This window comes from Paenisporosarcina sp. FSL H8-0542, from assembly GCF_038632915.1.
GTDB lineage: Bacteria > Bacillota > Bacilli > Bacillales_A > Planococcaceae > Paenisporosarcina.
Genome location: NZ_CP152050.1, coordinates 666,304 through 688,702 on the forward strand (window position 1 = coordinate 666,304; position 22,399 = coordinate 688,702).

Genomic DNA, 22,399 nt, shown 5'->3' on the forward strand with positions numbered 1-22,399 from the left:
GTTCCATCCTCCTCCATTTAATACACCTTTCTTTGGTATACGATTCAGCAGTTGAAAAGTTCCAATATTCTTATAAATATCCTGTTAATGGAAAGGGTGGACTTAGCCACTTTAGCACGCAACAAAAGAAGGAGTGGTAAACAAAAGCTAATGGAATTCGTGCTTTACAAATTTCTGACTATCTAGTTTACACGGAACATTCACAGACTTGAACGTTGAGCAAAATAATATTATGAACACAAAAAACTGGAGCACCAAAAGGCTCCAGTTTTTTCGATTCAAATATTCTTAAACGAAGATGGCATCGTTTTCCTTACCACTGTTCTATGACTTTTATTTATTGGCTGTACTATCAACTCACTTTGCAGTCCTTTCAGCAAGGAGTAGCACATGAAGATCATAATGATCGCAAATGGAAATGCCGCTGCAATAGATGCAGTTTGCAATACTTCTAATCCACCCGATATGAGCAGGACCGCTGCCACTGCGGATTGAATGATGCCCCATGTCATTTTGATTTTATTGGAAGGATTTAATGTTCCACCTTCACTCAGCATACCTAATACAAATGTAGATGTATCTGCAACGGTTACGTAATAAATGGCAACTAGAGCAAATCCCATGATGCTTAATACGGAACTTAACGGAAGATGATCAAAGAATGTGAAAATTGCCAGAGACACATTGTCCTTTATATAAGTGGCCAGTTCATGGTTTCCTGAGTCGACTACCATATCAAGAGCGGAACCGCCAAAGATGGACATCCAAATACATGTACCTAGAGTCGGAACGATTAACACGCCAATGACAAATTCTTTAACTGTTCTCCCCCTAGAAATACGGGCGATGAACATCCCGACAAATGGTGCCCATGCAATCCACCAAGCCCAATAAAATAATGTCCAGGATGCAATCCATTCGCCTTCACCAAATGGTCTCATCCTTAAACTCATTTGGACAAAATCATTGATATAGAGCCCAGAAGTATTAAAGAATACTTTAATGATGGTCAGGGTTGGACCGACAATGAGAATTAATAATAAAATGGCAAACGAGATAATCATTGCCGCGTTGGATAAGTATTGAATGCCCTTCTCCAAGCCAGTGTTGATTGAAATAAGGAAAATAACTGTAGCTACTACAATGACAATCAGCTGAACAGGTAACGTATTCGGAGCACCGAATATGGAATGCATCCCTGCAGTAACTTGCAAGGCTCCAAGGCCAAGAGATGTTGCAATGCCAAAGACAGTTGCAAATACCGAGAGAATATCAATTGTTTTCCCAATGGGTCCATAGATTTTATCTTTCAGAATCGGATAGAAAACAGAACTAATGGCTGCAGGCAGTTTTTTGTTGTATTGGCAAAGAGCAAGAGCCAGTCCAATAACCGTGTAAATCGCCCATGGATGCAGACCCCAATGGAAAAAGGTATATTTCATGGCAGTATTGGCTGCATCAATAGTATAGCCTTCTCCGTATGGAGGGGTCGTATAATGGGTGACCGGCTCGGCTACACTCCAGTAAACAATCCCTATTCCCATCCCAGCTCCAAACAACATAGCTAGCCAGGATGCGGTATTGAAATCAGGCCGGTCTGTCGACTTCCCTAACCGAATATGGCCATATTTAGAAAACAACAAATAGATGGAAAAAATCACAAAGAAAAGGGTAGCGCCGATATAAACCCATCCAAGATAATCAATCGATGCATTATAAATGGTATCGGTCACTTTGGTAAGAAGATCTGTGAAAAAGATCCCCCAGACAATAAAGATTAGTGTCAGTAACAGTGAGATGATAAATACACTGTTTTCTTTTAGCTTGTTAACGTTCATGGAAACCTCCAACAGAAATAAAGTGTGAAACTAATAAGGAAGATAAGTCCGAATGTGAAAATGAAATAAGGAAATCATTGATCAAGAAGGTTATATAGAAATTCCCATTTTTCAATGTTCATCAACTCTTCAAGTGCTAACTCTAAATTGCCACCGAGAAATACAGAATTGCCTTGGATGGCAATAACCATCGCTTCGATTGATTCATCTTTATCATTGCTTCTATACACATCGCCAATAGACGGCAGCATATCAGCATTAAAGTTTGACAGGTCATTCAGGCTGCTGTCATCAATATTTTGAATGTCTCGGTATTCAATCGGGTTGCTGTGTTCATGGCGGCCCGGAACCATCAAAAGATACTCATTATGCTTAACCCCGTTAGACTTGCTTGTAACAACCCCTTTAGATTCAGCGGATGCCACTACCTCAATTTCATTTAAAGAATAATGATCCAAGTAATCAGGATTGGGATGTGTAATTAAGATGTAATCTCCTTCTTCAGCTTTTCGATCCTTGCTGAGGGTATAGATGTTTTTATTGAAAATAAAGCTATCCAGCTCCTTTGGCTGGTACTTATCGATTTCCGCCGCACTGCTTAAATGCTGTGATAAATCCCTCAATTTCATAAGATGGACAGATTTTCTATACATAGGTTTTACCGAATAAACCTTGTGCAATTCATTTTGAAAATATACAATTTGTCCTTTTCTAACCTGATACAGTTTCACAGAAACCTCACCCTCCAAATAATTACGCATTTTATTTCTAGTTTTTTTTATAGACCCTATGATTATTTAAGGATACTAAATGTCCATATTAAGTATCCCCTAACCAATTCAAATTAAACAAAATCATCTTTTTACAGAAAAATTTGACTTTTAACCCGACAGGCTTGCTATAACGTTTTGCTTGGACAATAATGCATTTTCCGGATTTTTTCAGTATTAAATCTGCCCGGAAATCTCCTAATGTTTTCGTTGGCAATACTCTATATCCCCTTAATTGAAATCTGGAGTAGCGAAATAGATATCGATTTTCATCATCTACAACATGTGGATAATGGCGCTCTATTTTATAGTCAGCTAGCGTTCGAACGTCTTCAATTGACCAAAAGTTTGCAGCGTATAAAAAAGTACTTACGCGCAGATGGAGATTCATAAAAAAGAAAATATTGGAAGGTTATTCAGTTTAATTGTCGAAATTAAGAAGGTACTGACTAGATTAATGAAGACATGAATCGTGTGCAATCATTTAGCAATAAGGGGAATGATTTTCTTGGAGAACAACAATGTGGTGGAAGTGAGTGTGACGATATTAGCGTGGTGTGTCATCGTATGGATTGCCTATCGTCTATATAACAGGCAATCAGATAAACCGAAAATATGGAAAGTGCTAGTGGTCATGCTAGTCGGGTTGTTTTCGTTCGCATTCAATACTGAGATTTTCGGTACGGTGATGAGAGTATCGATTTTGCCTCTGGGTGTATGGGTTTTATATGCATATTTCAGAAAAAATACCGAGGAGTGGCAGACGTACCGGCCTTTTGCCTGGTTTGGTTTTGCTGCCAACTTTATCTTTCTCATCTTCTCGCTACTTGCGGTTCCTATTTTTCAGGTCATTTATCCAGGAAGTGAACCGTCAACTTATATTTCGAACATTGACGACGCTTCCATTATTCCCATTCACCCTGGGGTAAAGCATCAGGAGCTGGATAAAGAAAACGCTTTGGTAACCATCCTTGATTTCAGTGAAGAACCGATACATAGCTCAGACTGGTATTACGGAGCGAATTTGGGAGAGGATTCGACAAACACACAAGAAAAGTTTCCTTACCAACTTATCGGTGCTATCCCAAAACGGGGAAGTGGACTGATTTCCGTAGTTTATATCGAAGAGGATGGAAAAGGACTTTTGATATCCACTCCAAAAGAACAGCGTTATTTTCGCTTTAAACACTCTCTGATTGAGGGGGTAAATTAAGATGTCAAAGAAAAAACTACTGGTCATAATAAGTGTACTAGCCATATTACTGGTCATCAGTTTGATTTATTGGATTACTTCTACCAATCCGGGTTCCTTTCCACATAAGCAAGAATTGATTAAGGAAATCAATCACATTTTTCCGCAAGCAAATGTAAAAGAGATTCAGGACACCATCGCCCTTGATGAAAAACATGTATTTGTCCCGTTTATATCGGAAGAGAACAAATATGGAGTCAGTCATTGGGTATGGAAAAAAAGAGAATGGGAGCTAGCGTCAGTTAATACAGGTGGTGAACCACATTCATGGCGTATTGAAGATGGAGATTACTCCACTACCCACTTGGTGTGGAACATTGCTCCTGAAACACCGATTGAAAAGCTGAAGTTCTATCTGATAAAAGATCGGTCATTCCACATTACGGAAGGCATCGATTACTATGATCCAGGTGTTCAGCTCGAGGAAATAGTTGAACTCTCGGAAACATCATACGGTGTTATTCCATTGCCAGATAGATGGTCATCTATTTTAGCTTCATATACAAAGTTGGAGACAGCAAGACAGCCAGATGTGTTCAGCAATTCCTTTAATATAGAATACTATATGTATTTTGGCTGGATGGCCTATGATCATTTCGGCAAAGTGCTACCCCCAGTTAATTCGCTGTATGGAAGTGGCTTTGGTGGGGATGAACACATTGAGCATATTAGGTTACTGGATGAGTTAGAGATTGAAACAGTCGAGTAGCGATTCGAGTAATTATTAATGCCTGTCATCGAATGACGTATTCGATGACAGGCATTTTATTTTGTATTTATTACTAATTGATTTTTAATCAAGTACCACAAAAAGTCCGATAAGACCCTGATGAATCCCCAGGCACCATACAATAATCAGCTTTTTCGCTAGCGTGTTCAAAAGGACTAGAAAGTACTTCAAGTAATTTCTCCATCACGCCATAATCTCCACGTTCAACTGCAGCTTCAAGTGCTTCTTCAACCAGGTGGTTACGAGGAATAATCGCAGGATTTGAATCCCTCATCAACTGTTGAGAAGATTCTTTAGATTCTTCTTGTCTTCCCAATCTCGTATGCCAACGCTTATTCCACTCCACAAATTCATCACTGTTGAACAGGTCCGTATCTTCAAGCTTATCGAAAGTCAGTGCACGGAATGTATTGGTATAGTCCGCACGATACTTCTGCATCATATTAAGAAGGTCTTCAATCAAGGTTTCATCTTCTTTCTCTTCATTGAAAATTCCCAGTTTTGCTCTCATTCCTGCATACCAGTTCTCGTGATACAACTTATTAAATTCTGCAATCGCGTCTTGGGCGATTTTGATTGCTTGCTCCTGATCATCATGGAACAACGGCAATAAAGTTTCTGCAAGGCGCGCTAGATTCCAACCTGCCATGTATGGCTGATTGCCGTATGCATAACGACCTTGGTGGTCAATGGAACTGAATACCGTTGCTGGATCATATTCATCCATAAATGCGCAAGGACCATAGTCGATGGTTTCTCCGCTGATGGTCATGTTGTCGGTGTTCATGACCCCGTGGATAAAGACAACGAGTTGCCATTTTGCGATCAAGTCAGCCTGACGTTTGATGACTTCTAGGAGTAACGATAGATATCGATTTTCATTACCTGCAACATATGGATAATGACGCTCTATTGTATAGTCAGCAAGCGTCCGGACGTCTTCAATTGTGCCGAAATTTGCAGCGTATTGAAACGTACCAACGCGTAGATGACTGGCTGCGATACGGGTTAGAATGGCACCAGGCAGTTCGGTTTCGCGGATGATTGACTCACCAGTTGCCACTACTGCGAGGCTTCTGGTTGTAGGTATACCAAGAGCATGCATGGCTTCACTGATGATGTATTCACGTAGCATCGGACCAAGTGCCGCTCGACCATCACCCCGGCGGGAATAAGGTGTTGGTCCTGAACCCTTGAGTTGAATATCAAATCGTTCACCTGAAGGCGTGATTTGTTCGCCAATCAGCAGTGCACGGCCGTCTCCTAACATGTTAAAATTCCCGAATTGATGCCCGGCATAAGCTTGCGCTAGCGGAATTGATCCATCAGGAATGCTATTGCCTGCAAGCTCCGCTACGCCGTCTTTACTTTTTAACTCATCAATATTCAATCCAAGTGATGTTGCCAAGGAATCATTAAATTTTATCAACTCAGGCGAATGCACAGCATTTGGGGTGATCTTGGTAAAAAATGATTTAGGGAGTCGGGTATAACTGTTATCTAAGTTCCATCCGTTTTCAATTGCAGCTTTTTCTTTAGTCATTGTATCGCCTCCATATTTCTTATGATAAATAATCATTTAGTTATTTCTATGATATTGAGTACTATGCTTTATTCACTGAACAAGGACATTCTATTTTAGTGTTTTCTACTGTACTTTTATTATACCCATGGTACTTCTAGATATCGCTCTTGAAACACTTTTACGTATGTACCGAACTTTGAGTGGTTGAAATGTTCTATTTAAATGAAGAACCGGTTGTACTGAATGGTGAAAAGCTGATAGGAAAAGTCCCAACTACTTCATATGAAGAAGGCTTGAAACAAACCATTGCATATATGAAACAGAACCAATAGAAAACCATTTCACGTTCGTTGTCAGCTTGGCGCTTCATTTCTTTTATCACAAGGTTTTCATGATACGATAGGGGTAGATAAAACAATGAAGTGGGGGGAGAATCAATGTTCCTGGAAAAGATAAAAAATGGATTAAATCAAAATCAACCTCTGTTTATTGGCGAGGAGACCGCGATGCGTTCGGCAGTTCTGATTCCGCTTGTTCAAGTGGAAGGAGAATGGCATGTTCTGTTTGAAGTGCGTTCACTGACGATGAGAAAGCAACCGGGAGATATTAGTTTTCCAGGTGGACGAATCGATCCGACAGATGCATCCCCAATGGGCGCAGCTATTCGAGAAACACATGAAGAGTTGGGAATTGATCCATCAGCCATTCACGTCCTGGGGCAGATGAGCGTATTTATTCCAACATCGTCATTGGTGGTCTATCCATTCATTGCAACCATTGACCACCATCAAACCTATTCGTTCAATCCAGATGAAGTGAAAGAGACATTTACAATCCCTGTCAAGTGGTTGTTGGACCATAAACCGTACGTGCACATGGTACCCGTTCAACCGATGCCGATGGAGGATTTTCCTTATGATAAGATCGTGAACGGCAGTGAGTACAAATGGAGAGCACGGATGATGGAAGAATGGTTTTATGACTACGAGCAGTATACGATTTGGGGTTTGACTGCGCGGATTTTAAAGCATTTTATTGAAACGATTAAATAGAAAAGACTTTTGTTAGGAGAATTTTATCATGGGGAAACAAGATATTTTCCAATTGGATTTTGCCTATTTAGAAACTTTTTCAAAACGTACTGAGACCACTTGGGGATCGTTATTTTGTAATGAAAATCAACCATCTTATTATGATGCCAACCATGCACATGTTAGCGATGCTTACGATAATCCACAAGCGATCATTGATGAAGTCGTTGCCTTTTATGAGTCACGTCAACTGATTCCTAGATTCTATCTGTATAATCTGGACTCGCTTCAGAATCTAATTGCTTCATTAAAAGAAAATCAATTCGGCTACGAAGAATTAATTAGTCCAGTACAGCTATGGGACAAAAAGACAATAGAAAAAGATCAAAATGAAAATGTCACGATCGAAATTGTCACCGAAGAGAATTATGAGGATACCTTGCTTATTGAATGCAGCATTAAAGAATTTGGTGGCAAAGAAGTGAGGGAGAAAGCATTTGAAGAAGAATTTAATCACCCAAGCTTTGTTCACTATTTACTCCGCTACAAGGGGGTAGCTTGTGCCACTGCCTGTCTATTTATTAATGAGATGCAAGCACGGTTGGAAAGTGTCGCGACATTAGAAGAATACAGAGGAAAAGGATTGATTGGAGAACTTATTCGATACATCCAAAAAGAAGCAGTCAAACAAGAAGTCGACAACCTTTGGGTGTTCCCAATCGACGAAAAAATAGAAAACGTCTATCGTAAATATGGATTTCAGTCAGTTGAAAAACGGACAACAGGACACGCATTTTTAGGTGGGAAAAGTATTACGGAAATTCGAGGGTAGATTAAAACGATTATAAAAGAACGAAAGTGTAAAGAGCGTCGCTTCTAGCGGGGCTTTTTTTGTTTTTCTTTGTTTATTAGGGGAAGGGGGTTAATAAAGTATTCCTTATTCAACTAACCTGTCCCGTTAGTCAAAAAGGGTTCAATAAAAGTAGGCAGCGTAAACAGCCCGGTGATTTCTATCTAAAGCACCCAGTAGAAAAAGTGCACTACGAATCCCTTTATTATTCTCCTTCACTTTTGCTCAATGTAATGCGAGGATGGTCAAATTTAAATTCATTAGCATTAAATAAAAGTGTGACTTTAAAAACGATTACCTAAGGAGGCCAAATCAGTGAAAGAAGTCATTCCTGACCAAGGAAAACAGAATTCTATATCGCCAGAAATTTATGCAGCAAAACTCTGATTGCAGGAGTAATTTCAATACTTGGAGATGCATGTGTGCTTCAAAGGGAAATTTTGATACGAGAACGTTCTCTTTTGTTACTTCACAAAAAATTCATTGCAAGCATTAAATATACCTAGGTCAAGAAGTCTGTTCATTACAAATCTTTTTAGGAGGAAAAGAATTGAATCGTAGTGTGAATGGGAAAATGGTTCAAGATCCCTTTTCTGTTGGAATTCTCCCTGAGAAGCTTGATCTAATAGGCTCAGTGCTTTCTACACTTGGTGATGCATTTTCAACTGTAGCAGCAGCACTTGCCTTAGAAGAAGCTATAAAGAGTGATATTCAAGACCAACAAAGTCAAAGTGATCTAGAAAAACAAGTGGCAGAATTGCAGAAACAAGTTGAATATTTAACCACTCAGATGAAGAAAAATAATTCTTGAATTACAGAAAACGATTTGAGGAATTGTTTGTAATTACTTTACTATTCAATTTACCACCTAATACAATTCACTAAGTTACTGGCACAAGCATAAACTGAATAAAATATTAAGGACGTGCCTAATGGATAATTTCAACACTATATGTCAACAGTTTGGCCAAATTCTTAACGGAAAACCAGATATCGAAAATGGTATTTGCTCCGTAGAACTCAATCGTGATATTCCAGTCACAATTCAAGGACGTCCAGTTCGAGGAAACATTGAGACTGAAATCATGTTTGAAAATTTAGATCAAAACGGGTACGCTCTAAATCGCGGAGTAACAGTTATTCTTGAAAAAGAAGTTCCTTATTTTGTTCACACACTTGTGAAAAATGGAATAATTATCAGCGCATTGCATAGCAATTGGCTATATACGAAACCGAACATCCTTTATATTAATTTTCAATCTGTAGAACCACCATTAACTTTTGCTCATAAAGTTGCAGAAGCACTAAGTACTCTAAGGGTAAGTAGATAAAATACTTTTTTTAACGCACCACGGTTTCCTGTGTTTTTACTTCGTATAATAGGTCTTATATGACATAACAACCCTGTTTTTCTTATTAAACTAACCTGCCCTCGTTAGTTCAATAAGAAAAAGAGCTACATAATCAGCCAGCTGATCTTCAACTAAAGCACCCGTTAGTTAAATAAGAAAATCCACTTGCTTCTGTAACCGAGCCTGGCGGATGTATTCGTCCGACAAATTGCCAATCCCTCGTGCCAGTGATTGTATACCACATGGCACATGCACAACAGATTTACATAATCCCCGGATTAGGAAGTATTCGAATTCATCACTCAATAAGAAAAGCTGCCATGTAAAAAGGCAGCTTTTTAAAAAAAATTAACGATTTTAACTAAAATTTTGATTATAGTTTGCAAACCAATCTTACATCCAAGGGGGATAAGGTAACCTGGAAATGATGGGTGTTGTTGTTGTTGTTGTTAATGGAACGTCAAAAATCTCAAAGGGACGCATCATTTCGTGATCTTCATGCTCCAGCATATGACAATGCCACACATATCGCCCGGTGAATGGTCCAAATCGAGCTATTATGGATGTGACGTAACCAAAGGGGGTCTGAACTGTATCTTTTAACCCCATTTCATAGGGATTAGGAGGAGTGGGAGGTCCCGTAAAAATAAGGGTTCCGTTTTTTTGAAATTGAGAAACATCAAAAGGCTGGCGATTAAGAATTTGAAAATCAACCAAATGGAGATGGATGGGATGAGGATCATCATCGATTATATTAATGATGCGCCAAATTTCAACGGTATTTACTTCAATTCTTTCGGATATCCGATCTATCCACATTTTCCCATCTAATAAGTTCAAGGATCGACCATATTGATCCTTGGTTCTGACGAGTGTTAAATCTCTTGTTCTCTTTGCCATACTTATTGAAAGTCGTTCGATTTTCCCTAAATAAAAAGGAAGGGAACTGGTATCTATACTTCTTAACGGAACAGTTACCCTAAATTGCATGACATCTGTTGTCTCGACGGATGCACTCTTGGTGACATTTTTGAGAATAATGGTTTGACCGTAGTATTGAGAAAAATCAATGATCACATCTACACGCTCGGCACTCATAATAATAAATTCATTTAATACTACTGTTGTCTCAAGAAAGCCACCATCCGTGCCAATTTGATAAAAAGGCTGATTGGATTCCATTTTTAATGTAAGGATTCGACTATTGGATGCGTTTAAAATTCGAAATCGGTATTTTCTTGGTTCAACGTCCAGATATGGATAAACCGTCCCGTTTACAAGAATCGTATCTGCATCAAAAGGAGGGACAAGAGAAGGATAAGGAAGACCTTTATCGTTTTGATCCGGTGTGCTGGGGTAGTAAAGTGATCCGTCTGGGTTGAAAGAGCGGTCAACAATTAAAAGAGGGATTTCATATTTTCCTTTCGGAAGATTAAGGAATTGTTCATGATTGTCGCGAATGAGATAGAATCCCGCGAGTCCCGCGTAGATGTTCAATCTTGTAATACCTACCGTGTGGTCGTGATACCACAACGTTGTCGCTCGCTCAATGTTTGGATACGAATAAACCTCTCGTTCAAATAAAGGTCCCGTTTCTTGAAAATTTCTCGTAAACCACGCTTCGGGGTAACCATCGCTATGGGCAGGCGTTCTTCCTCCGTGTAAATGGACAACACTTCTACCCTCTGGAAGAGTTATTTCAGAACCATGAATCGTTGTATCAACAGGAAGAAAATGCTTATTAGGCAGATCATTAATCCATTTAACAAACACTGTTTCATTCTTCCTTACTTCGAACGTAGGACCCGGAAAAGTTCCATCATAACCCCATAAACGAGTTGGTCCAAGGTCTCTGTGTAGCTTCTGAGAAAACTCCTTCATGGTCACTTCGTAATATGAACTGTAATTACTTCGCATCTTAGGAGATAAGGTGTTTGGAATAGGCAGTTTATCAACGAATTTTTGTAGCTTTATCTTTTCACGCATAATTATGGAAAACTTCCTCCCTGTTAATATCTACTGAGTAAGTTTATGAACGTGAACTTGTCCATTATGTCTATACGTATCCCTTCTTCAAATAAAGGTTGCGTTGAGTATCCAGACATCTTGTCTCCCTCCATTGCGGAAGCTTAACCATACAATAGCTCACTATATAGAAAAATCCTTAGAATCTAATTAATTCTAAGGAGTTAGTTGAATAAGAAAAAAGCTGCCTAAGTAAATCGATTAGGACCATTACAAATAGTATCCTTTCTTGATACCTTGTCTGCTTTTTCATTAGCCTAGAACTAAACAAATTTTACTACCTATCTTGTTATTCCCCTTTACCTCCACTGTCAGTTCTTCCAATCCAAAGTACTGATAGGACAGACAATTTCTATGTGATGAATTAGATTTTTGTTACATAGAAATATATAGAAGTATCTAAAGGAATAAGGAGGAGATTTTGTGCACGAGCATGAAATTTTAGGCATAAGATGGAACGACAACAATTTACATGTTCACCAATATTCCACGGAAACGACGATAAATGATGGTCATTCACATTTAGTTCAGGGAACGACTGCCCCAGCAAATTTCACGATGGACCATGTTCATTATTATGAGGGAACTACCACTTTTGTAGGGCATGTTCATCAATTTTCAGGTAATACGGGACGTCCTATCTACTTGAACGATGGAACACATTACCATGAATTTTCAGGAACCACAACATTTAATGACGGACATGTCCATTATTACTCAGGTTTTACAGGAAGAAATATGTCCTAGCATCCTTACTGAAAAAACAAAGACATACTGATTTATCAATATAGCTGCAAAACTTCATATTAACTTTCCACTATATTTTTCTACACAAACTCCTAAAATGTCTGGAAGACTTTCACCCTTTGTTCCACTGTCAGCTCTTGCAATTCAAAGTAATTTTCAGCCAGGGCTGATGATTTCCATTCTCGCAAAGATGTTTATAAGAACGAGGTTTCACGATAATAATGATGGAACTTGGAAAAATATCATCAATAAGAAATGAGCGGTGACTTAGTCACTGCTCATTTTTAATTCTAGAATAGGCAAACAGGTGATTAACAATAATAACAGGACAATTCATGTACTTTGTAGAATCTACTAATAACACTAAAAGATAGGGAGTGTGGGAGTATGTTTCATGCAAAAGATGTTTTAGCAGATCAGTTGTTAGCAAATGCGAATGACCCTAGCTGGTACGTTCCATTTTCAGAATCAGTGAAAAACTTGTCTGAGGAAGAAGCATTTTGGAAGCCAAACGAAAATAGTAACAGTATAGCTGAAATAGTTCAGCATCTCTTATATTGGAATCAAACATGGCAAACAAGGTACCAAAAATCTCACGTCAATGCTGTGCCTTCTATAGGAAATAATGATAAAAGCTTTATCATTCCTGAACATCAAACATTTACTGACTTAAAAAAACAACTGTTAGAAGTGCTATTACAATGGAAAGGTTTATTAACTGAAGAAAAAGTTGAAAGTGAAGTGAATGGTTTCCCTGAACATGTTGAGTGGTGGGAAGTACTCGGTAATGTCTCAACTCATAACGCCTATCACATTGGCCAAATCATTTATATTAGGAAGTTACAAAATAGCTGGAAAATAGAAGAGGAATAATAAAGTTTTTTGGTTTTAAGATTATCTTCTTTTCTTAAAGGGGTGTATGAAATGAATCAAACTGAATATGAATGGGTTAAACAGACTCGAGAAATCGTTTTCGATTTTTGTAGTGAACTAGAACCAGATGATTTTACTCGCCAAGTGGATGGATTCGGTTTTCAAAGTATAAGAGACTCACTAGTACATATATCTGACTGTTATTATGCTTGGTTAGGTTCCTATATTTTATTAAAAACGAAGAAGCCACTTACGGTAAAGGAAGATTTATCCGAAAAAGGTTTGGATGAAATAAAAGTTCGTTTTAATCAAGTAGATGCGTTTGTAAATGAGGTATTTGAAGTATTCTCGAATCAAATGGATGTGCCAATTGAAAGAGAGATTCCCTGGAGAGTAGGAGGAGAGATCATATCTATGACGCCTGCTAAACTGCTTATGCATGTTATCACTCATGAATTTCATCACAAGGGTCAGATCGTAGCTATGGCGCGTCAAATGGGGTATGAACCCCCAAACACAGATGTGCTAGGAACTAGAGGTTAGTGAGATCTAGCTTCTCTAAGATCTAATTAGGTTTAAAGATGTCCCTTTAATTTTTCAACTTAGGATTCAATTTGCCAGTTGATAAAATCACTTGATATAACTTAAAGCCTTTCTCCGGAAGTCTACTGTTGTCATCATCCAAAAGCCGTAGCATTCTTTCATCCTTATGTACATATGGTTCGGGTAAGTGATTTTGTACAATACATTTGAGGTGTTGAGAATGAAGATTCTAAAAATCGTATTTGAAACCGTGAACATTCACGAAATGAAAAAGTTTTATACGGAAACTTTGGAGATGTCAATTGTAAGAGAAAATCAAAGCTTCTTTACCGTAAGAGCCGGAAATACACTTATTACATTTCAGCAATCGCCCAATGTAGAGGCTCCTCTGTACCACTTTGCATTAAGAACCAGTTTACCTTTCTATGAATACATGTTTAAGAAATTGAAAAAATGTAACGTCAAGATTTTGCCTAATTCTGAAGGGGAATTGAGCGGGTATTGGAAGGGGAAACAAGTTTACTTTACCGATCCTGACGGGAATATAGTGGAGATCCTTGAGCGCAAAATTCTTGAAAGTGAAGGTTGGTACGATGTTTGTGAAGTCGGGCTTCCTTGTGCAGATGTGAAGGACATGAGTGATTTCTTGTCACCGATTAAAAATGTAAATCAATCTGAATCAGCTAACTTTAGATTTTATGGTGATGATATTGGGAGTTTTGTGGTGGTGAAAGAAGGCCGGCATTGGTATCCGACAAACCGACCAGCTACGATTCATCCAATAATAGTGGAAGTTGAAGGCGATCATTATCAAATTTTGAAGCATGCGATTTTGCCTATTACTGTTAAGGTGAAAAAGCCCTGGTCCAGTGCACTTCCTGTGGTGCAGATGAGAATCGCCAGACCAACGGATCAACTTGAAAGAATAGTAGAGTTTTATGAAACAGGGTTGGGTCTCCAAAGAGTAGGAGAGTTCTGGGACCATGACGGATATGACGGGGTGATGTTCGGGCTTCCCGACAAAAACTATCACTTGGAGTTTACGAGTCATGTATCAGGGACACCATGCCCAGCACCAACTAAAGACAATTTACTTGTTTTTTATTTACCGAATTGGGATGTAATTACTGATGTTGCAAAGAAATTAGATGACATGGGATACCCCGAGGTTGAAGCGGAAAATCCATATTGGCAAGACGATAGCATTACAATTGAAGATCCAGATGGGTGGCGGGTTGTCTTGTTTTGCTCAACTGGGTTGTAGTAACAGAAGCACCTTTAAAGGTATGTCACAAGCTTGTATAGCAGACAAAGCAGTTAGGAGATATCTTCCTAACTGCTTTGTCTTTTTCACTAATGGATACTCGTCGGAAAAAATTACAATTGGTCATTCAGATGCTTTGACTTTTTTGGCTGGATTATGTGAGGTTGCAATCAAAAAAATATGCAAATACATATTAAATATAATAGTGATCTATATCAACGTCTGTTATAAAAATAAAATACTAAAAATTATTCAGTAATATTTTGTAAATTGAAAAAAATAAGAGGTTACTATAGGATATTAGAGAGATTGTAACAGATGCAATACAAATTTCATGAGGTAAATACGCTACAAGAAAGCTGGTGAAAAAGATGAATGCCAATCTTTCCGAAAAAATTTACCAATGTATGCAAGAAATGAAATTAAGCAGAACGGATTTGGCAAAACAATCCGGCATCCATTTAAGTGAAATAAGCCGTATTTTGAATCATAAACAGTCACTTTCCGTGTGTAATTTGGATGTAATCACTCTTTCACTAGGGCTAACGGAAGGCGCTTTATATTCTTATTTTGCTGAGGAATGTTTTAATGTTAGCCGGTATTTGGATAAGCGGAAAAGTGAGCAATTTTTATATAAATGTGCAGTGATGGGATTTAAAGAGCAGCTCCACTCCATTTTGGATGCAGTATTAGAAGAAAGGTCTAAAACTATTCGAAACAAAAATTTCGTTCACATTTTTGCTGTGGCTGAGCAGCTTTTTGAAGAAGGAAAAGAAGAGAAGGCATTGTCACTGTATGAATTCATCATAGAGAACATGCCCGATCACTTCTCGCAAGAAGTAGCGATTAGTTATGTCAGAAGGTTTTATATAGTTCGATTGACAGAAGAAGGACAATACGCCCTTGGGCATGTGCTGGAACATATAGCTTATATGCCAGAAGAATTTCAAGAATTATCTTATATGTTGATAACGGCTACATTTTTTATACGAGAGGAATGGAAAAAAACACTCTATTATGCTCGGAAACTAGAGAAAATAGCTAAAGAAGGGGAACATTATGGAAGAGCCCTTGTGTACCAGAGTCTTGCATTACAACGCCTAGGGAACTCTTTAGAAGAAGTATTAGCCCTTATAGATCGTTATGAGCAAGTCAATGATTATTATGCAGGTGCAGCTGTTGGGAATCGATTTTGTGTTTTTTTAGATTTCGGTCAGTTCGAATATGTGGATGAATACTTAAATTGGTTAGAAAGCAGGGACGATATGTTTGCCGGTTTACCGCGAGTGTTGGAGGCGTATGTCCATCTGCATCGATTAGAAGATGTTGAGCGATTGATATATAGATTTCAAGATGTTATCCAAGACTGGGCTGCGAGTATTCATCCGTATCAGCAACAATTGTACTTGCGTTTCCGTTATGCTTATGCTTTGTACCATTTTGCAAGCAAGCGGTTTTCAGAAGGGCTTTATGAAGTGTTGGATGTAGCATATGCGGCAAATCAAATCGGAAATAGAGAGAGATTTAAACAATGCATTCTTATTTATTGGGAATATAGAGAATACGTCACAGTCGAACATGAAGCAATGTATGTGAAGTTATTCCAAACAGAAAATATGATCAAGCAACATTTAAAATAAGAAGCGGTTTAGTCTCCTATAATTTGTTGGTTATTCAATTCACCTAGAAGAAAGCAAGCGGAATTTTTCATTATTAAAAATTAACATGCGCATGAATAAGTAATAAAAAAGAGGTCTCAAAATGGAGACTTCTTTTTTATTATCTTTTTAAAAAAATTGATAAATGCGGCAAATCAAATAGGGAATATGAAAAGATTGAAACAATACCTTCAAGTTTACTGGGAATATAGATCTTATGCGACTGCTGAACCTGAAGAAAAATATATACAATTATTAAGATTAGAAGAATTTAACTGTCCAAATATGCTGGCTAAGTAACAGTTTGTTTTGATTCACATTAAACGAATATGTTCATCAGATATATGGTAGAAAGAGAAAGCACTATTTTAAGATTTCTGATTTTTATTAAAAAAATGAACTTGATAGAATTTTTCAAAAACTAATATTCTATCAACCTTATATACAATAAAGATGTAACCAACGTAGTAAGAAGGGGAGAGGAATATGATAAAGAATTTTGTAAAGAATACCGCAATCATTGCGCTCAGCACCGGAGTTATGCTTAGCACCTTGCCAAACATCAGCAATAATGCCGCTGTTAGCGCAAAATCACAAACATCATTCGAACAAGTATTATCAAATCTTACGCCAGCTCAGAGACAAGCTATTAGACAGCTGAAAACGAGTGACCAAGGAGGACTTCAATTATCTCCTGAAGTAGATTTAAAAAGTGATGCTCCGGTTTCAATCATTGTTGAATTTAAGGACAAGCCAGTAAAAACCGCAGTTTTAGTAGCACAAGCGGAAGGCAAATCTCTTGATTCTGCTGAGGCAAAACAAAAAGTAGAGGCTGCACATGAAACGTTTCAAACCGATTTGAAAGTGATTTTCAAAAATGAGCTAAAAGAAAAGAAAAATTCTTACACAGTTAAGCGGACATATAAACATGCGTTTAACGGGGTTGCCATGACACTTCCTGCCAACAAGGCCAAAGCTTTGCTTCAATCAAAGGCAGTAAAGACAGTCTGGAGCGATATGCAGGTACAGGCGGAGTTACCTGTAGAAGAACAAGCATCGAAACAGCAAATTGATACACATACAATGGTAACCTTTCCAGGCATCGAAAAGCTTCATCAAGAAGGCTTTACGGGAAAAGGTGTGAAGGTTGGGATTCTCGATACAGGAATTGACTACAATCACCCGGACTTAAAAGCTGCCTATAAAGGCGGATATGATTTCGTGGACAACGATAACGATCCAATGGAAACAACGTATGATGATTGGGTGAAAGCAGGACAACCGTCAGGTAAAAAATATTATACCGAACATGGAACGCATGTGGCTGGAATCATTGCTGGACAAGGAGAAAATAGCACGGACTTAGCAGTTACAGGTGTGGCGCCAGACGCTGACATTTATGCGTATCGTGTGTTAGGTCCGTACGGTTCTGGTAGTACCACAGCAATATTAGCAGGGATTGATCAAGCGGTAGCGGATGGCATGGACGTCATAAACATGTCCCTCGGCGCGAATATTAATGACCCGTTGTTTGTGACAAGCATTGCGGTTAACAATGCCGTAATGGCAGGCGTAACTGCAGTGGTGTCAGCAGGAAATTCCGGAAATAAAATGTATACGCTTGGCGCACCTGGAGGTTCTCCATTGGCGCTTACTGTTGGGGCTAGCGACACATCTGTAACTATTCCAACATATAAAGGAACGCTTCATGCGAGTACGATTGTATCAGCTGATTTGAAGCTGGTTACAAGAGGATTTAGTGATAAAATCGAGGAGTTCCAAGGTCAAAACATGCCAGTCGTGGATGTAGGGGCAGGTGGTGCTTCCTCATATAAAAACAAGGATGTGAATGGAAAACTTGTTCTCGCGGCTCGTGGAACATTTGATCTGAATAATATTATGGCTACGGCGAAAGCAAATGGAGCCATGGCGGTTCTATTGTACAATACAAATCCGCCGTTACAAGATGTGTATTTAAGAGAAGGATTTAATTCTATTCCAGTATTCTCTCTAAATAATGAACAAGGAACAGCAATAAAGGAAAAATTAACTTCCGGCAATCCAACGTTCTCCTTTGATGATATGAGTCAAGTAGTAACAGAAGGGAGCGTATTAGCTGACTTCAGCTCTCGTGGACCATCCCGTGTATTGTATGATATTAAACCCGAAGTAACCGCGCCTGGGGTATCTGTATTATCGACTGTGCCGTCTTATGTGCACGGACCCGATCAAATAGGAAATTATCAATATGCTTACGAACGCTTATCCGGCACATCTATGGCAGCTCCTAACGTTTCAGGCGTGGCGGCATTGTTATTGCAAGCCAATCCGAAGGCCACACCATCCGAAGTGAAGGAAAAATTGATGAACACAGCTGATCCGTTAAACGGGGACTATAGCGTATTTGAAGTTGGGGCAGGACAAGTCGATCCGTACGAAGCGGTTCATTCTCAAACACGAATCGAGGTAGTCGATAAAACGGAAGGGAAATATGATAAAAAAGGAAATCTGAAAAACATAAAGGATGACACAGGAGCAATCAGCTTTGGTACATTTGCGCCAAATGGAAAAAATGTGCAGGATAGCCGTTCTCTAGTTATCTACAACAACAGTAAACAAGCAAAAGAGTTCGATGTGAAGGTACAGTTCCAGCCGGACCGAAGAGGTTCAAAGGATGCGGCTGCAAATGGTGTTCAAATCGTAACTGATAAGACAATGACAGTAAAGGGCAATTCGAAAAAGAATTCAAACGTCTTAATTAACGTACCAAAGGCAGCAGCATTAGGAACGTATGAAGGATATATCACGTACACAAACAAAAATAACCTGGAAGAAACATACCAAGTTCCGTTTGCAATTCGTACAGTGGAAGAAGGAATCGATCATATCGCGGTAGATCCACCTGCCTTTACGACAGCGGTTGAGGCAGGGTATAACGGAATAAGATGGTCAGTCGGCCTTTTATTCCAATTAAAATCTCATATGCGCACAATGGATCTATTCCTTGTAGATCCGAAAACGAACCAAGAAATTGGCTTCCTTGGCACATTGGAAGGCCTCGGTGCGGGTGAGAATATTGAATATTATCTAAGAGGCGTAATGAACGAAGGGTATTATTATCCGTTAACGGGAAATCCGGATCACCCGATTGCGTATGATTATGAACAAACCGAACCGGGAATGTACAAAATCAGGCTTGTAGGGACAAATGACCAGGGTAAAACCTTTAGCTCAGATGCTCCGGTTTACTATAGTGTTGCGCAGCCAACTCTCAATCTCAGCGCGGACTCTGGTGTATATGAATATAGCCCAGATCAACAAACCGCATCGTTAACAGGCTCAGTATATGATAAAGATGTCGAAGAGATGAAAGCTGGCGGCATGAATGTCTCTCAAGCAGATAATAAAGTAGTCTATACAATGCCGGGTAGTGGGGGAGGACTGGGAGGAGGGACTAAGAGCGTATCGGTACCGGTTGACGCCAACGGAAAGTTTATCACACAAATCCCAATGAATCCCAATGTACAACCATTACGAGTGCAAATGTATGCAGAAAACAAGGCGACAGTACGGAACTATTCTAGTTATAAATCTCTATACTATGTGAAACAAGGCACGCCGTATGGGACAGCCATTCCTGATAAACAGAAAGTAAAAGCGGGCGATACAGTGACGGTTACTCTTTCCATGAACAATATGACAAACATGAAGCAAGCAGTGTATACATTTATTGATAGTGCTGCATCGAAGAATGTCGATGTGGTGAGTATTAAACCACATGAGACATTGGATGGGAAATTAGATCTAAAGACAGAGAATATAGATGTAAATGGAAACGGAACTACAATAAAAACGAACATCACTGCTACATTAACTGGTGATGCAGCACAAACAGGAATTTCTGGAAAAGTTCCGTTGGTAGATATCACATACAAAGTGAAAGATGATTCTAACAGTGTAAGCCGGGAGTTAACACAATTCAATGCATCGTATACAAATACAGATGGCACGACGAATTCCGCATTTGGTATTAGTCTTCCTTATCAGGTTGAACGAACTTACTCCTACATGAAATCGTTTGTCTATGGAGAAGCGTTTATGATTCCTCATCTTGATGAGCCATCATCGGCATTGGATTATGTAAAGGCAGGTACAAAAGTCAAAGTGACAGATGAAGCAGGAAAGGAATATTCAAATAAGATAGGAAGTATTGCGTTTCCTTGGTCGTTATCATCTAATTTACCGCTAACGGATAAACCATTTACACTAGAGGTAGATATGCCGGGACATTTCACTGTTAAGAAAACCTTTACGATCGGGTTGAAAGAAAATGGTGAAGTTAAACCTTATTCGAAAGCACTCTATTATAGCAATGCACCTGCAGGAGATGTGAATAAAGATCATGTTATCGATATTCATGATGCGCTTAACATTCAATCCAATTGGAAAACAAACAAACGCGAAGCCGACATCAACTATGATGGTGTGGTAGATGAGAAAGATATGCAGTATGTGGTGAATAACTACTTAATTCAAAACCCATGGATGTTGGACAAGGCTCCAAAACCAGAGAAGAAATACAAAAAGAAAACAGTAGATGATGTTCTTCTCGAGGTGGGAATGTAGTAATGGATAAGAGCACTATATGTTAGACTAGATTCAATTGTAATAACCTAAACTTAAAAATCGGTGACGATCGTTTAGTAAGAAAAAACAAAAAAAGTCGATTCCCTAGTGTAAGGGAATCGGCTTTTTTATATCAAAATATAATTTCACTAAATAATGATAATAAATAATTTGTTCAATCTAGATTGTTGATTATATTGAGAAAGGCCTCTTCCATAAAGACAGAGACCCCTTATAACTCAGTCAGCTTCAATTCGAATAGCAATAATCTCTTGACAGTCTATGATAAGTGTTGACCCAGGTTCTGTTGTTGGATCAGTAAAGAATGCACAGCAATTCTCTTGGTCTATGGTTATAAAAACAACTTCTTCTATCATAACTACATTCTTTCGTATAAGAATTTTATTTTTCTTAAAATAAATTCGTAAAAAAGAAGTCCATTATCACTTAAAACCGATAAGGGATTAGAATTTCTAAACTAAATTCAACATGGGCATCGCTGGTTGGGGAATGGAAGGAAGGCTCAGATTGAAATTGATTAGGACAATCAAGAGCGGACGAAATAGTATCTTCGGCCGCTTGGTCTCGTGCTATGGGTGTCCATTCATTCATTAGCTGCAATAAAATTTCAAATCAATTTGGAATGATAACTGTATTTAATAGATAACCATTATCGCTTTCTTCTCTTCGACACATTTTCATTGACCATTTCATACATGGATTCAACACCTATTTCAGAAGCTACAAAGTTAAATGCGTTCTCTGCTTGGATACCCATACTACCGGCTTCCTTTTCCGCATCCATGTTTGCACCGATGAAAATGAACTCCCATGAATATTGATCTTCCTGTTGTTTAATGAGTTTTTTCACTTTATCATGCGTAAATTCACAACTAGCATTTTCCATTCCGTCAGTCGTAATGACAAATATGACTTTGCCTGGTTTTAGTTCTTCTGCTGTTTTCGAAAGTCGATGACCGACATCCACAATTGTCTTTCCTACTGCATCCAGCATGGCAGTAGTGCCTCTTACATAATAATCATCATGCGTTATCTTTGCTCCAGCCGCATTGATGCCGTCCCATAGTATTTCGTATTGATCGTCAAACAGGACTGTCGTGAGTGATACTTTCCCATCAAGTTGGCATTGCTTTTCAATAAACGCATTAAAACCACCGATAGTATCACTTTCAAGTCCAGACATAGATCCACTTCGATCAAGCAAGAAAATAATTTCTGTACGATTGTTATTCAAAGTCATCATCCTCTTTCGTTTGTTGGTAAGATAATCATAACCAGTTTTTAAAATGATTTG

The 22,399-nt window shown here is 38.6% G+C and carries 19 protein-coding genes and 2 pseudogenes; 15 read left to right on the plus strand and 6 right to left on the minus strand.

What is annotated here, in order from left to right:
- Window positions 1–278: 278 nt before the first annotated feature.
- From MHH33_RS03530 to MHH33_RS03540, 3 genes are all read right to left on the minus strand, one after another.
- The gene (locus MHH33_RS03530) at window positions 279–1,838 is read right to left on the minus strand and encodes a BCCT family transporter (protein ID WP_342542962.1); all 1,560 of its coding nucleotides are present in this window, start codon (window positions 1,836–1,838) and stop codon (window positions 279–281) included.
- 74 nt (window positions 1,839–1,912) lie between these two features.
- Entirely contained in the window at window positions 1,913–2,569 is a 657-nt protein-coding gene (locus MHH33_RS03535) for a hypothetical protein (RefSeq protein WP_342542963.1), read from the minus strand.
- An 88-nt stretch (window positions 2,570–2,657) separates the two neighbouring features.
- On the minus strand, window positions 2,658–2,999 hold the full coding sequence (locus tag MHH33_RS03540) for a restriction endonuclease (protein ID WP_342542964.1): 342 nt from the start codon (window positions 2,997–2,999) through the stop codon (window positions 2,658–2,660).
- A gap of 117 nt (window positions 3,000–3,116) precedes the next feature.
- Here MHH33_RS03540 and MHH33_RS03545 point away from each other — a divergent pair, with 117 nt between their 5' ends.
- Together MHH33_RS03545 and MHH33_RS03550 are read left to right on the plus strand one after the other, a co-directional pair.
- Complete coding sequence (locus MHH33_RS03545) at window positions 3,117–3,821, plus strand: hypothetical protein (RefSeq protein WP_342542965.1); 705 nt, start codon at window positions 3,117–3,119, stop codon at window positions 3,819–3,821.
- Window position 3,822: 1 nt separating this feature from the next.
- A complete protein-coding gene (locus MHH33_RS03550) occupies window positions 3,823–4,569 on the plus strand; it encodes a hypothetical protein (protein ID WP_342542966.1) in 747 nt (248 codons plus the stop codon).
- Window positions 4,570–4,657: 88 nt separating this feature from the next.
- Here the strand turns inward: MHH33_RS03550 and MHH33_RS03555 are convergent, their stop codons facing one another.
- A complete protein-coding gene (locus MHH33_RS03555) occupies window positions 4,658–6,133 on the minus strand; it encodes a YdiU family protein (protein WP_342542967.1) in 1,476 nt (491 codons plus the stop codon).
- A 185-nt stretch (window positions 6,134–6,318) separates the two neighbouring features.
- On the opposite strand from MHH33_RS03555, the pseudogene MHH33_RS03560 reads away from it, so the two are divergent.
- From MHH33_RS03560 to MHH33_RS03580, 5 genes and pseudogenes are all read left to right on the plus strand, one after another.
- Window positions 6,319–6,447 (plus strand): annotated as a pseudogene (locus MHH33_RS03560) (short chain dehydrogenase); the annotation flags it as partial.
- 105 nt (window positions 6,448–6,552) lie between these two features.
- On the plus strand, window positions 6,553–7,167 hold the full coding sequence (locus tag MHH33_RS03565) for a CoA pyrophosphatase (RefSeq protein WP_342542968.1): 615 nt from the start codon (window positions 6,553–6,555) through the stop codon (window positions 7,165–7,167).
- Window positions 7,168–7,192: 25 nt separating this feature from the next.
- Window positions 7,193–7,978, plus strand: a complete 786-nt coding sequence (locus MHH33_RS03570) for a GNAT family N-acetyltransferase (protein WP_342543726.1) — start codon at window positions 7,193–7,195, stop codon at window positions 7,976–7,978.
- Between the two features lie 568 nt (window positions 7,979–8,546).
- A complete protein-coding gene (locus MHH33_RS03575; RefSeq protein WP_016429362.1) occupies window positions 8,547–8,807 on the plus strand; it encodes a hypothetical protein in 261 nt (86 codons plus the stop codon).
- 121 nt (window positions 8,808–8,928) lie between these two features.
- Window positions 8,929–9,327 carry a DUF1259 domain-containing protein gene (locus tag MHH33_RS03580; protein ID WP_342542969.1) on the plus strand — a complete coding sequence of 133 codons (399 nt, stop codon included), beginning with the start codon at window positions 8,929–8,931 and terminating at the stop codon, window positions 9,325–9,327.
- Window positions 9,328–9,741: 414 nt separating this feature from the next.
- Here the strand turns inward: MHH33_RS03580 and MHH33_RS03585 are convergent, their stop codons facing one another.
- On the minus strand, window positions 9,742–11,334 hold the full coding sequence (locus tag MHH33_RS03585; RefSeq protein ID WP_342542970.1) for a multicopper oxidase: 1,593 nt from the start codon (window positions 11,332–11,334) through the stop codon (window positions 9,742–9,744).
- A 462-nt stretch (window positions 11,335–11,796) separates the two neighbouring features.
- On the opposite strand from MHH33_RS03585, the gene MHH33_RS03590 reads away from it, so the two are divergent.
- The 8 genes and pseudogenes from MHH33_RS03590 to MHH33_RS03625 all read left to right on the plus strand — a co-directional run bounded on the left by MHH33_RS03590 (window position 11,797) and on the right by MHH33_RS03625 (window position 21,084).
- A complete protein-coding gene (locus MHH33_RS03590) occupies window positions 11,797–12,120 on the plus strand; it encodes a YmaF family protein (protein ID WP_016429359.1) in 324 nt (107 codons plus the stop codon).
- A gap of 387 nt (window positions 12,121–12,507) precedes the next feature.
- Entirely contained in the window at window positions 12,508–12,993 is a 486-nt protein-coding gene (locus MHH33_RS03595) for a DinB family protein (protein WP_342542971.1), read from the plus strand.
- Between the two features lie 51 nt (window positions 12,994–13,044).
- The gene (locus tag MHH33_RS03600; RefSeq protein WP_342542972.1) at window positions 13,045–13,536 is read left to right on the plus strand and encodes a DinB family protein; all 492 of its coding nucleotides are present in this window, start codon (window positions 13,045–13,047) and stop codon (window positions 13,534–13,536) included.
- 220 nt (window positions 13,537–13,756) lie between these two features.
- A pseudogene (locus tag MHH33_RS03605) lies at window positions 13,757–14,080 on the plus strand (VOC family protein); the annotation flags it as partial.
- Between the two features lie 345 nt (window positions 14,081–14,425).
- Window positions 14,426–14,800 (plus strand): VOC family protein, encoded by a 375-nt coding sequence (locus MHH33_RS03610; protein WP_342543727.1) that lies wholly within the window; start codon window positions 14,426–14,428, stop codon window positions 14,798–14,800.
- Window positions 14,801–15,207: 407 nt separating this feature from the next.
- Entirely contained in the window at window positions 15,208–16,440 is a 1,233-nt protein-coding gene (locus MHH33_RS03615; RefSeq protein WP_342542973.1) for a helix-turn-helix transcriptional regulator, read from the plus strand.
- Between the two features lie 186 nt (window positions 16,441–16,626).
- Window positions 16,627–16,758, plus strand: coding sequence for a hypothetical protein (locus tag MHH33_RS03620; RefSeq protein ID WP_342542974.1), 132 nt, complete (start codon window positions 16,627–16,629; stop codon window positions 16,756–16,758).
- A gap of 186 nt (window positions 16,759–16,944) precedes the next feature.
- Window positions 16,945–21,084, plus strand: coding sequence for a S8 family serine peptidase (locus MHH33_RS03625; protein ID WP_342542975.1), 4,140 nt, complete (start codon window positions 16,945–16,947; stop codon window positions 21,082–21,084).
- Between the two features lie 670 nt (window positions 21,085–21,754).
- Here MHH33_RS03625 and MHH33_RS03630 read toward each other — a convergent pair.
- Window positions 21,755–22,345, minus strand: coding sequence for a vWA domain-containing protein (locus tag MHH33_RS03630; protein ID WP_342543728.1), 591 nt, complete (start codon window positions 22,343–22,345; stop codon window positions 21,755–21,757).
- Window positions 22,346–22,399 lie beyond the last annotated feature (54 nt).